Origin of the sequence: Curtobacterium sp. MCBA15_005 (genome assembly GCF_001864855.1) — a bacterium.
Classification (GTDB): domain Bacteria; phylum Actinomycetota; class Actinomycetes; order Actinomycetales; family Microbacteriaceae; genus Curtobacterium; species Curtobacterium flaccumfaciens.
The window spans coordinates 709,088-720,861 of sequence record NZ_MJGL01000003.1 but is presented as its reverse complement, the minus strand read 5'-3'; the positions used below and the strand labels follow the sequence as shown (position 1 = coordinate 720,861).

The 11,774-nt window shown below is 71.6% G+C and carries 13 protein-coding genes; 10 read left to right on the top strand and 3 right to left on the bottom strand.

Features of this window, described 5'->3' with window-relative positions:
• Nucleotides 1-126: 126 nt before the first annotated feature.
• The 3 genes from BIU89_RS04500 to BIU89_RS04490 are packed head-to-tail and all read left to right on the top strand — an operon-like array spanning nt 127 to nt 1,561.
• The gene (locus BIU89_RS04500) at nt 127-573 is read left to right on the top strand and encodes a fluoride efflux transporter FluC (RefSeq protein ID WP_071244880.1); all 447 of its coding nucleotides are present in this window, start codon (nt 127-129) and stop codon (nt 571-573) included.
• Nucleotides 570-959: a fluoride efflux transporter CrcB gene (gene crcB / locus BIU89_RS04495; RefSeq protein WP_071244879.1), complete on the top strand. Its 390-nt coding sequence runs from the start codon at nt 570-572 to the stop codon at nt 957-959. The genes BIU89_RS04500 and crcB overlap by 4 nt, the downstream gene beginning before the upstream one ends.
• Nucleotides 956-1,561 (top strand): histidine phosphatase family protein, encoded by a 606-nt coding sequence (locus BIU89_RS04490; RefSeq protein WP_027465908.1) that lies wholly within the window; start codon nt 956-958, stop codon nt 1,559-1,561. The genes crcB and BIU89_RS04490 overlap by 4 nt, the downstream gene beginning before the upstream one ends.
• Before the next feature lie 281 nt (nt 1,562-1,842).
• On the opposite strand, the gene BIU89_RS04485 is transcribed toward BIU89_RS04490, so the two are convergent.
• Entirely contained in the window at nt 1,843-2,910 is a 1,068-nt protein-coding gene (locus BIU89_RS04485; RefSeq protein ID WP_071244878.1) for an FUSC family protein, read from the bottom strand.
• Between the two features lie 180 nt (nt 2,911-3,090).
• Between BIU89_RS04485 and leuC the strand changes: the two genes are divergently transcribed.
• The 6 genes from leuC (at nt 3,091) to BIU89_RS04455 (ending at nt 9,576) form a co-directional block, all read left to right on the top strand.
• On the top strand, nt 3,091-4,548 hold the full coding sequence (leuC, locus tag BIU89_RS04480) for a 3-isopropylmalate dehydratase large subunit (protein WP_071244877.1): 1,458 nt from the start codon (nt 3,091-3,093) through the stop codon (nt 4,546-4,548).
• Nucleotides 4,548-5,144: a 3-isopropylmalate dehydratase small subunit gene (leuD, locus tag BIU89_RS04475; protein ID WP_071244876.1), complete on the top strand. Its 597-nt coding sequence runs from the start codon at nt 4,548-4,550 to the stop codon at nt 5,142-5,144. The genes leuC and leuD overlap by 1 nt, the downstream gene beginning before the upstream one ends.
• Complete coding sequence (murA, locus tag BIU89_RS04470) at nt 5,144-6,511, top strand: UDP-N-acetylglucosamine 1-carboxyvinyltransferase (protein WP_071244875.1); 1,368 nt, start codon at nt 5,144-5,146, stop codon at nt 6,509-6,511. The genes leuD and murA overlap by 1 nt, the downstream gene beginning before the upstream one ends.
• Nucleotides 6,512-6,531: 20 nt before the next feature.
• Complete coding sequence (locus BIU89_RS04465; protein ID WP_071244874.1) at nt 6,532-7,341, top strand: lysophospholipid acyltransferase family protein; 810 nt, start codon at nt 6,532-6,534, stop codon at nt 7,339-7,341.
• 79 nt (nt 7,342-7,420) lie between these two features.
• Entirely contained in the window at nt 7,421-8,434 is a 1,014-nt protein-coding gene (locus BIU89_RS04460) for an NAD(P)H-dependent glycerol-3-phosphate dehydrogenase (RefSeq protein ID WP_031259730.1), read from the top strand.
• A gap of 59 nt (nt 8,435-8,493) precedes the next feature.
• Nucleotides 8,494-9,576 (top strand): D-alanine--D-alanine ligase family protein, encoded by a 1,083-nt coding sequence (locus BIU89_RS04455; RefSeq protein WP_071244873.1) that lies wholly within the window; start codon nt 8,494-8,496, stop codon nt 9,574-9,576.
• Nucleotides 9,577-9,620: 44 nt separating this feature from the next.
• Here the strand turns inward: BIU89_RS04455 and BIU89_RS04450 are convergent, their stop codons facing one another.
• Nucleotides 9,621-10,106, bottom strand: a complete 486-nt coding sequence (locus BIU89_RS04450) for a DUF3515 family protein (protein ID WP_071244872.1) — start codon at nt 10,104-10,106, stop codon at nt 9,621-9,623.
• A gap of 24 nt (nt 10,107-10,130) precedes the next feature.
• Here BIU89_RS04450 and thiL point away from each other — a divergent pair, with 24 nt between their 5' ends.
• Nucleotides 10,131-11,126, top strand: coding sequence for a thiamine-phosphate kinase (gene thiL / locus BIU89_RS04445; protein ID WP_071244871.1), 996 nt, complete (start codon nt 10,131-10,133; stop codon nt 11,124-11,126).
• 19 nt (nt 11,127-11,145) lie between these two features.
• On the opposite strand, the gene BIU89_RS04440 is transcribed toward thiL, so the two are convergent.
• Complete coding sequence (locus tag BIU89_RS04440; RefSeq protein ID WP_071244870.1) at nt 11,146-11,706, bottom strand: RsmD family RNA methyltransferase; 561 nt, start codon at nt 11,704-11,706, stop codon at nt 11,146-11,148.
• Nucleotides 11,707-11,774: the final 68 nt, after the last annotated feature.

Sequence of the window (11,774 nt, the reverse complement as noted above, 5' to 3'; positions counted from 1 at the left end):
GAATCCCGCTGGGGTCACCAGCACGCAAACCCCCGCCCAGCTCCGGCTCGGCGGGGGTTTCGTCGTCTCGGCTAGCCTGGATCGTCCCCGTCGCCCGGGGAACGATCGCCTCGCGACGGGAGCACGATGCACGCTGAACGCCCACCACATCTGTGCTGGAGGCTCGTCGCCCTGGTCGCCCTCGGCGGCGCGATCGGGACGGCCGTCCGCGCACTCCTCGCCGCAGCGTTCCCCGCGCACGACGGGATCAGCTGGACCATCCTCGCGATCAACGTCGTCGGGGCGTTCTGCCTCGGCTTCCTGCTCGACGCGCTCGCACGCCGCGGCCCGGACGTCGGTCGTCGTCGCGCGGTCCGGCTGTTCGTCGGCACGGGCGTCCTCGGCGGTTTCACGACCTACAGCACGCTCGCGGACGACACCGCGCAGTTGCTCGACCTCGGCCGTTGGGCGGCGGGCAGCGGGTACGCCCTGCTGTCGGTCGTGCTCGGACTCGTCGCAGTCGTCCTCGGTCTGTGGGTCGCCGCGGCCACCCGGCCCCGCACCCGCCCCGAACCGCTGCAGGACGCCCGATGAGCCCGGTCGAACTGGTCCTGGTCGCCGTCGGCGGGGGAGCCGGCGCCGCCCTGCGCTTCGTGCTCGACGGCGTCGTCAAGGGCCGCGTTGCCGGGTCGCGGTTCGCCGGGTTCCCGGTCGGGACCCTGCTCATCAACGTGTCCGGGTCGCTCGTGCTCGGGGTAATGACGGGCCTCGGGCAGGCCGGCGCCATTCCCGCCTCGACGGTCGCTGTGCTCGGGACGGGCATGATGGGTGGGTACACGACGTTCTCGACGGCGAGCGTCGAGACCGTACAGCTCCTCCGATCCGGCAAGACCCGGCTCGCCGTCCTGAACGGCCTCGGGATGCTCGTCGTCTCGGTCGGCGCAGCTGCGCTCGGCCTCTGGATCGGAAGGAACTCATGACCTCGGAACGCCCCGGCGAACTCGTCCTCGTCCGTCACGGAGAGACGGAGTGGTCGAAGAGCGGGCAGCACACCGGCCGCACCGACATCCCGCTCACCGACAACGGTGTCGAGCAGGCGAAGCGCGCGGGCCGGTACCTCGGGGACCGGTCGTTCGCGCTGGCGCTGTCGAGCCCGCTGCAGCGCGCCCGCGACACCGCGCACCTGATCGGCGTCGAGCCGGAGCTCGACGAGGACCTGTACGAGTGGGACTACGGCGCGTACGAGGGCCTCACCACCCCGCAGATCAAGGTGCTGCGCCACGGACCGTGGGACCTCTGGACCGACGGGGTCCCCGCCGGCGACACCCCCGGTGAGAACGCCGCCGAGGTCCGGGTCCGCGTCGAGCGCATCCTGAACCGTGCGCGCCCGGTGCTCGCCGAGGGCCACGACGCCGTGTTCATCGCCCACGGTCACGTGCTGCGGGCACTCGGTGCCGCGTGGATCCGGCTCGCGCCGCAGGACGGTGCCGTGCTGAAGCTCGGCACCGCCTCGGTCAGCATCCTCGGCTACGAGCACGGCCGCCCCGTCATCGACGCCTGGAACATCCAGCCGCGCGACTGACGCGCGGGCGGGGCCGGCGGGCTCGCGTCAGCGACGGACGCGGTGGGCGCGACCACGGACGGACGGGAGGCCCGTGGCGGCGCCGCCACGGGCCTCCCGTCCGCCGTCCGCGCCCGTTCCTTCCCCTGTCACGCGCGATGGCAGGCGGAATCGGGCGTTCCTGGTCGAAAGGAACGACCAGGTACGCCCGATTCGACCAGGTACGCCAGGTTCGACCAGGTACGCCCGATTCGACCAGGTACGCCCGGTTCGACCAGGTACGCCCGGTTCGACCGGGCGCGTCAGACGGTCCGGATCGCGCTCGTCGCCCCCAGGGCACGGCCACGCCGGCGCTCGATCGCACGCCCGACGAGCAGCAGCCCCACGCTGACCACGGCACCGAGCACGGTCTGCGCGATGCGGTCGAGCGCCAGCAGCTGGGGTGCCTCGGGCAGGCTCAGCCACGACACCGCCAGGGCGAGCGGGGTGAGGAACAGCAGGCACACGGCGTAGTTCCGGGCGACGAATATCTCGGCGAAGAACTGTCCGACGGCGGCCAGCACGACGATCCACCACGCCGACGGCTCGAGCAGCAGGATGCCGACCGCGATGACCGTGCCGCCGATCGTGCCGACCACACGCTGCCCAGCGCGGACCACGGTGTGCCGCTGGCGGATCGCCGGCAGGGTCGAGACCACCGCGATGACCGCCCAGTAGGGGTGCCCGAGCCCGGGGATCGACTCCGCGACGGCACCGGCGACGAGTGACCCGACGACGTTGAGCGCGACGGTCTCCCACAGCGCCGGGGTCCCGAGGACCGCGAGCGACCGGTGCTTGCGGTCGGCCAGCGGGCGGAACCGGTGCGGGGCGTGCGGGTGGAACACCCGACGGAGGACCGCACCGGACATCGCGACGAGCCAGGCCCAGACCACCGAGCAGACGATGATCGTCGTCACGAGCGGGACGTCCGCCGGGCGCATCGGCACGAGTGCGGACACGACGAACGCGAACACCGGGAAGATCGGCTGCGCGGGGATCGCCCGGAGCGTGGAGAGGGTGCAGACCGCGACCACCAGGACGACGACGAGACCCACGGCCTGCAGCCAGAGCGGCGACCCGACGAGCCCGACCCCGATGCCGGCGAACATGCAGAGCGCCTGCAGTGCACCAGCGACACCGGTGGTGACGGCACGCTGCCGGTAGGGCTCGGTCGCACCGAAGATGGCGGTGAACCCGGCGAACATGGCGAAGGCGGCGTACCCCGGCATGCCGAGGGCGATGAGCAGCGCGAGCGGTGCGCCACCGGCGATCGCGGCGCGTGCCGCGCCCTCGAGGTTGATGGTCCGGGTCGAGTGCGCAGGTGTCGTCATGTCGTCACCATCTTCCCACCGCGACGGGTGTCGGGGAGTCGCCACGGGCCTCCAGGCTGTGCCGCCACGGGGTGACGGACCCGCGACGCGCGGGGTGCCGCGCGTTGGTATACCAATGGTAGAGTCGCCGGATCGGGCCGCGGTCGCGGCGCAACGACGAGGACGAGGAGGGCTGAGCTGATGGGAAAGACGCTCGCCGAGAAGGTGTGGGACGACCACGTCGTGGTCAAGGGCGAGGACGGCAACCCCGACCTCCTCTACATCGACCTCCACCTCGTGCACGAGGTCACGAGTCCTCAGGCGTTCGACGGCCTGCGGCAGGCCGGGCGACCGGTGCGTCGCCTCGACTTGACGATCGCGACCGAGGACCACAACACCCCGACGCTCGCCATCGACCGCCCCATCGCGGACCCGACGAGCCGGATCCAGATCGAGACCCTCCGTCGCAACTGCGAGGAGTTCGGCGTCCGGCTGCACTCGCTGGGCGACAAGGAGCAGGGCATCGTCCACGTGGTCGGCCCGCAGCTCGGCCTGACCATGCCGGGCATCACGGTCGTCTGCGGCGACTCGCACACCAGCACCCACGGGGCGTTCGGCGCGATGGCGTTCGGCATCGGCACCTCCGAGGTCGAGCACGTGCTGGCGACGCAGACCCTGCCGCTGAAGCCCTTCAAGACGATGGCGATCACGGTCGAGGGCACGCTGCGTCCGGGCGTGACCGCGAAGGACATCATCCTGGCGGTCATCGCGAAGATCGGCACCGGCGGCGGACAGGGCTACGTGCTCGAGTACCGCGGCTCCGCGATCCGTGCCCTCTCGATGGAGGGCCGCATGACGATCTGCAACATGTCGATCGAGGCCGGTGCCCGCGCCGGCATGGTCGCCCCCGACCAGACCACCTACGACTACGTGCAGGGCCGCGACCACGCGCCCACCGGTCAGGACTGGGACGACGCCGTCGCCTACTGGGAGACGCTCGCCACCGACGACGACGCCGTCTTCGACGCCGAGGTGTTCATCGACGCGGACGATCTCGAGCCCTTCGTCACCTGGGGCACGAACCCCGGCCAGGGCGTCTCGCTGTCCGAGAGCGTGCCGGACCCGGCCGCCTACAGCGACCCCAACGACCAGGCCGCCGCACGCCGCGCCCTGGAGTACATGGACATCACCGCCGGCACCCCGATGAAGGACATCGCCGTCGACGCGGTGTTCATGGGCTCCTGCACGAACTCGCGCATCGAGGACCTGCGGGCCTTCGCGTCGATCATCAAGGGCCGCACCAAGGCCGACGGTGTCCGGGTGATGGTCGTGCCCGGCTCCGCGCGCGTCCGGCTCGAAGCCGAAGCCGAGGGGCTCGACAAGGTGTTCACCGAGTTCGGTGCCGAGTGGCGGTTCGCCGGCTGCTCGATGTGCCTCGGGATGAACCCGGACCAGCTGGCACCGGGGGAGCGCTGCGCGAGCACCTCGAACCGCAACTTCGAGGGTCGCCAGGGCAAGGGCGGCCGCACGCACCTGGTGTCGCCGCTCGTCGCCGCGGCCACCGCGGTGCGCGGCACGCTGTCCAGCCCGTGGGACCTGGAGACCGACGACGAGATCGCGGCGGCGACGTCCGCCACCGCCACCGAGGGGAACTTCTGATGGACAAGATCACCACCGTCTCCGGCATCGCCGCGCCGCTCAAGCGGTCGAACGTCGACACCGACCAGATCATCCCCGCGGTCTACCTGAAGCGCGTCACCAAGACCGGCTTCGAGGACGCCCTGTTCGCCGGGTGGCGGCAGGACCCCGACTTCGTGCTGAACCAGGAGCGCTACCAGGGCGCCCGTGTGCTCGTCGCCGGCCCCGACTTCGGCACCGGCTCGTCCCGCGAGCACGCCGTCTGGGCGCTCCGTGACTTCGGCTTCACGGTGGTCGTCTCGCCCCGTTTCGCGGACATCTTCAAGGGCAACGCCGGCAAGCAGGGCCTGGTCACGGCGATCGTGACCGAACCGGAGGTCGAGCGCCTGTGGGCCGCCATCGAGGCGAACCCGGGCATCGAGGCGACGGTCGACCTCGAGACGCAGCGCGTGTCGCTGGGGGATGTGGACGTCCCCTTCGAGATCGACGCTTACACTCGTTGGCGGTTGATGGAAGGGCTCGACGACATCGGGCTCACCCTCCGTGACGAGACCTCGATCACGGAGTTCGAATCCCGCCGCTCCAGTTGGCGGCCGAAGACATTGCCGGTGAAGTAGTGAACTCTCTCGTACAGGACGCAGCGGCCGCAGGGGCGCGCGTGGGCCTCAAGTCGGACGAGATCGTCATCCGCGGGGGCAAGCCGCTCGTGGGACGCATCGAGGTCCGTGGGGCGAAGAACCTCGCGACCAAGGCCATGGTGGCGTCGCTGCTCGGTGACACCCCGTCGATCCTCCGTGACGTGCCGGACATCTCCGACGTCAAGGTGGTCCGCGGGCTGCTCGAGGTGCACGGCGTGCGCATCACCGATCCTGCACGAGGCGAACTCATCCTCGACCCGTCGCGGGTCGAGTCGGCGCACTTCGCCGAGATCGACGCGCACGCCGGGTCGAGCCGCATCCCGATCCTGTTCTGCGGTCCGCTGCTGCACAAGCTCGGCGAGGCGTTCATCCCCGACCTCGGCGGCTGCCGCATCGGCGACCGTCCGATCGACTTCCACCTCGACGCCCTCCGCGCCATGGGTGCGGTCGTCGACAAGCAGGTCAACGGCATCCACCTGACGGCCCCGGACGGACTGAAGGGCGCCTCGATCGAGCTGCCGTACCCGAGCGTCGGCGCCACCGAGCAGGTCCTGCTCTCGGCGACCCTCGCCAAGGGCGTCACGGAGCTGCGGAACGCCGCGATCGAGCCCGAGATCATGGACCTCATCGCGATCCTGCAGAAGATGGGCGCCATCGTCTCGGTCGAGCCGAACCGCGTCATCTTCATCGAGGGCGTCGAGTCGCTCCGGGGCTACACGCACCGCGCGATCAACGACCGCAACGAGGCCGCGAGCTGGGCCTCCGCCGCGCTCGCCACCAACGGCGACATCTTCGTCGAGGGCGCGAACCAGCAGGAGCTCATGACGTTCCTCAACGTCTTCCGCAAGGTCGGCGGCGGGTTCGACATCCAGGAGGACGGCATCCGGTTCTACCGCGAGCTGGACACCCTGAAGCCCGTCGTCATCGAGACCGACGTGCACCCCGGCTTCATGACGGACTGGCAGCAGCCGCTCGTCGTCGCGCTGACCCAGGCCGAGGGCCAGAGCATCGTGCACGAGACCGTCTACGAGAACCGCTTCGGCTTCACCGACGCACTGAACGAGATGGGTGCCGACATCGTCGTGCACAAGGAGGGGCTGCCCGGCCACGACCGCCGCGTCGCCCGCCGCCCGTTCGAGCAGGCCGCCGTCATCACCGGTCCGACGAAGCTGCACGCCGCCAACGTCCGCGTCCCCGACCTGCGCGGCGGGTTCAGTCACCTCATCGCGGCGCTGACCGCCGACGGCGAGTCGCACATCACCAACGTCGGCATCATCAGCCGCGGCTACGAGCACTTCATCCCGAAGCTGCGCAAGCTCGGCGCCGACTTCGACTTCGCTGGGTAGGCACGGTGCCGGCAGAAGCAATGGGCGACGGTCTGGAGGCCCGTGGCGGCTCCGACGCGCAGGTCACGACCGGCCTCCCCGTGCGTGGGCGCCGGTGGCGCCGCGGTGAGCTGAACACCGCGTTCCGGATCGTCGCCTCGATCGTCATCCCGACGTTCCGGTTCTCGGCGCGCTACCACTGGCACGGCCCGAACCGCCTGCCGGCGGAGGGCGCGTTCGTGCTCGCACCGAACCACTTCACGAACATCGACCCCCTGGTCGTGGGCACCGCCGTGTACATCTCGAAGCGGGCGCCGCGGTTCCTGGCGAAGGCGTCGCTGTTCAAGGTCCCCGTGGTCGGCAAGCTCATGTCCGGCATGGGACAGATCCCCGTCGAACGCTCCGGCCGGACGCGCCTGAGCGACCCGCTCGGGGGCGGCCGGTCCCTGGTCGAGCAGGGCGGGGCGATCATCGTCTACCCCGAGGGCACGCTCACCCGCGACCCCGACCTGTGGCCGATGCGCGGCAAGACAGGCGCGGTGCGGATCGCGCTCGAGAACGACGTGCCGCTCATCCCGATGGCCCACTGGGGCACGCAGAACATCATGGCCAGGTACGGCAAGAAGCTCCGGCTGTTCCCGCCGTCCCGCGTCGACGTGATCATCGGTGACCCGGTCGACCTGTCGGCGTACCGCGGTCGGCAGATCGACCAGCAGATGCTCGGCGAGGCCACCGAACTCGTCATGCGCGAGATCACCGCGCTGCTCGAGGTGCTCCGTGGCGAACGGGCACCCGCGACCCGCTGGGACCCGGCGGCGAACAACCAGAAGGAGACCGGCCGGTTTGAGTGACCTCCGACCCCACGACGACCGACCCGACCCCGCCGCCGCGGCTCCGGGGGCCTTCGACACCGCCGCGATCCGGGTGGTCATGCAGTCGACCGACAAGCCCCGGGTGGCCGTGATCGGTGCCGGCAGCTGGGGCACCACGTTCGCGAAGGTGCTGGCCGAGGGCGGTGCGTCCACCGTGGTGTGGGCCCGACGCCCCGAGGTCGCCCGCGAGATCACCGAGACCAAGCGCAACTCGGACTACCTGCCCGGCATCAACCTGCCGCGCACCCTGACCGCGTCGACGTCCCTCGAGCGCGTGCTCGACGGTGCCTCGCAGGTGTACGTCTCGGTGCCCTCGCAGACCCTGCGCTCGAACCTCGCCGCGATCCGCGAGCTGCTGCCCGCGGACGTGCCGGTCGTCAGTCTGATGAAGGGCGTCGAGAAGAGCACGGGACTGCGGATGAGCGAGGTCCTGCTGCAGGGCCTCGGCATCGACCAGGACCGCATCGCGGTGGCCAGCGGCCCGAACCTGGCGCTCGAGATCGCCCGTCGGCAGCCGACCGCCGCCGTGGTGTCGTCGTCGTCGCTGGAGACCGCCACCGACGTCGCCGCCGTCGCGACGAACCCGTACTTCCGGTCGTTCATCAACACCGACGTCATCGGCACCGAGTTCGGCGGCGTGCTGAAGAACCTCATCGCCGTCGCGATCGGCATCGTCGACGGGGTCGGCTACGGCGAGAACACCAAGGCCTCGATCATCACGCGCGGCCTCGCCGAGATGACCGACTTCGCGGTGTCGCTCGGCGCGCAGTCGTCGACGCTGTCCGGGCTCGCGGGCCTCGGCGACCTCATCGCCACGTGCCAGTCGCCGCTGTCGCGGAACAACACCGCCGGGCGGTTGCTCGGCCAGGGCTACCGGTTCGACGAGGTCGTCCGCCAGATGAACCAGACGGCTGAGGGGCTTGCCTCGGTCGCCCCGATCCTCGAGCTGGCCGCGGCGAACGGCGTCGACATGCCCATCGTCAGCCAGGTCGGCGAGGTCCTCGCCGGTAGGCTCGATCCGCGCAACATCGCGCCGCATCTCACCGAGACCGACGAGCCGCAGGGCGAGTGACCGGTCCCGCACCGAGTCACGAAGGGACTCCCGTGCCCACGATCCCCGAGGGAACCCCCATGCCCAGGACCACCGTCGCCGTGCTCTTCGGCGGTCGCTCGAGCGAGCACGAGATCAGCTGCGTGACCGCCGGCGGCATCATGGACGTCGTCGACCGGGCCGAGTACGACCTCGTGCCGATCGGGATCACCCAGGACGGTGCCTTCACGCTGCAGTCGGACGACCCGGCGCAGTGGACCATCCGCGACGGCGCGCTGCCGACGGTGCCCGACAACGGCACGCGGATCGCCTTCCCGACCTCGCCGGCCACCAACGAACTCGTCGTGTCCCACCCCGACGGCACGGTCACCGCGATCCCGGTCGACGTGGTGTTCCCGATCCTGCACGGCCCCTTCGGCGAGGACGGCACGATCCAGGGCCTGCTCGAGATCGCCGGGCTGCCGTACGTCGGCGACGGCGTGCTCGCGAGCGCACTGGCGATGGACAAGCACGTCGCGAAGGCCGTGCTCGAGCACGCCGGGCTGCGGGTCGCACCGTGGACCACCGTGCTCCGCCGGCAGTGGGCGGCCGACCCGGTGGACGTCGCCGAGACGATCGCCGCGCACGGCTGGCCGCTGTTCGTCAAGCCGGCCCGCGCCGGGTCGAGCATGGGTGTCTCGCGCGTCGATGAGCCCTCGCAGCTGGGTGCCGCCATGGACCTGGCGTTCGAGCACGACTCCAAGGTGATCGTCGAGCCCCGTGTGGTCGGCCGCGAGGTCGAGGTCGCCGTGCTCGAGGGTCGTGACGGTGTGCCGCGCACGAGCCTGCCGGGCGAGATCGTCGTGGCCGAGGACGGCTTCTACGACTTCGCCTCGAAGTACCTGGGCGGTGACGAGTCGCTGCTCTGCCCGGCCCCGCTGACCGACGACCAGACCGACGAGATCCGCTCCATCGGTGCCCGCGCGTTCGAGGCCATCGGTGGTTCGGGGCTCGCCCGTGTCGACTGCTTCCTGACCGACGACGGCTTCGTCGTGAACGAGGTCAACACGATGCCGGGCTTCACGCCGCTGTCGATGTACCCGCGCTGCTGGGCGGCGTCGGGGGTGTCCTACGGCGAGCTCATCACCGAGCTCATCGAGCTGGGTCGCGCGGCCGTCCGCTGACCAGGCCGTGCTGGCCCCGTCGGCGCGCGAGCGTCAGGCGGGCGTCAGCCCTGCACGTCGTCCGGGTCGAGGCACTCGTGGCCGTCCTTCGGCAGCGACGACACGGCGTCGGACAGCTCCTGCACGACCGTCGACGTGGTCTTCGTCGAGTCGACCACGACCTGCACCGCCGGTGACCGACCGAACGTCGTGAACACGACCTGGTCGCCCCGGTCGTCGCGGATCCAGTCGACGCCGCCCTGTGAGAAGCACGGCAGGTCGGACACGGTGGGGACGGCGACGCCGCAGTGGTAGATCGCCACCTCGGGGTCGCCCCAGGCAGCGGTCGCCTGCGCGTTCGTGTTCCGCAGGTCGAACTTCGAGTCCACGGTCGCGGGCAACCGGACCTGCACGGCGGCGCACGCCGCTGCGTTGGCCGACGGGGCTGCGGACATCGACACGGCGTTCGTGCACCCGGTCAGCCCGGCGGCGATGGTGATCACGGCCCCCACGATCGCGAGGGTGCGAGGGGTGCGGCGCGCGGTGTCCATCGTCGTCCAGGCTACCGTTCTCGTGTGGATGCGACGGACGACGCCTGGGCCGGACCGACGGTGGGGGAGCTCGGCGAACTCGTCGTCCTCGACCGGATCACGAGTCGCCTGCCCGCAGGCACACCGATCCTCGGCCCCGGAGACGACTGCGCAGTCGTGGCCGCCCCCGACGGCCGCTTCGTCGTGACGACGGACATGATGGTGCACGGTCCGGACTTCCGGTGGGCGTGGTCGTCGCCGACGGACATCGGCTGGAAGGCGGCCGCCACGAACCTCTCCGACGTCGCCGCGATGGGTGCAGTGCCGAGCGGCCTCGTGATCGCCCTCGCCGCACCGCAGGACACCCCCGTGGCCGTCCTCGAGGGCATCGCCGACGGCTTCCGGCTCGCCGTCGACGCGCTCGCGCCGGGGTGCGGGGTCGTCGGGGGAGACCTCTCCACCTCGGCGACGTTCACGGTGGCCGTCACCGCCTTCGGCGACCTGCTGGGCCGCGCGCCCGTGCTGCGGTCGGGTGCGAGCGTCGGTGACGTGCTCGCGGTGTCCGGCGAGCTCGGACGTGCCGCCCGTGGGCTGTCCCGGCTGTTCCGCGACGGCGTCGACGGCCGGGGCGAGCCGGACCGTGCCGCGACGGTCGCGAGCGGCGCGGACGTCGACCCCGACGTCGGACGCCAGCGCCGCCCGGTGCCCCCGATCGCCGACGGGCCGCTCGCGGCCGGGGCCGGGGCCACCGCGATGCTGGACCTGTCCGACGGCCTGGCGATCGACGCCGGTCGGCTCGCCCGTGCCAGCCGGGTGACGCTCGAACTCGATGCCGCCACCGACCTCGACGAGGTCGCGCTGCACGGTGGCGAGGACCACGGACTGCTCGCCACGTTCCCGGCCGACGCGGTCCTGCCCGGGGGCTTCCGGCGCATCGGTGTCGTGCGGGAGCGCGGCGACGCGGACCTGCTGCGCGCCGGTGCCGCGGTGCCGACGACCGGCTGGGACCCCTACGCCGACTGGGACGGCGTCGCCGGCTGACCCGGTTGCCCCCGCGGCCTCAGCCGGCGGCGACGGCCTCCCACGCGACAGTCTCGCCGTAGCTGCGCTTGCTGAGCGGCGCGAGCCCCGCCGGCCAGGTGGGCTCGGGGGAGCGCTTGCTCCGCTCGACCACGACGACGGCATCCGGCGTCAGCTTCGGCGCCAGGGCCTCGAGCACCTCGGCGAGCTCGTGCTCGGTGACGTCGTAGGGCGGGTCGATGAACACCAGGTCGAAGGTGCGGACGGTCCCGCGCAGGTACCCGAGCACCGGCTGCGGCTGCACGTCGATCCGGACGCCCGGCACCCGCTGCTGCACGGCCTTCGCGTTCGCCCGGCAGGCCTGCGCGGCGGCGGATGCCCGGTCGACCAGGACCACCTCGGCCGCACCGCGGGACGCCGCCTCGAGCCCGAGCGCGCCCGTCCCCGCGTACAGGTCGGCCACCGACGTGGCCTCGACGAGCCCCCGTGCCTCGAGCGACGAGAACAGCGCCTCGCGCACGCGGTCGCTCGTCGGGCGGGTGCCGGACTTCGGCACCCGGAGCGTCAGGGAGCCGGCGGCGCCGGCGATGATGCGGGTCATGCAGCCACCGTATCGGCCCGGCGGGTCCGGTCCGGTGTTCTCCACAGGCCGCTCGGGAGGCACGGGTG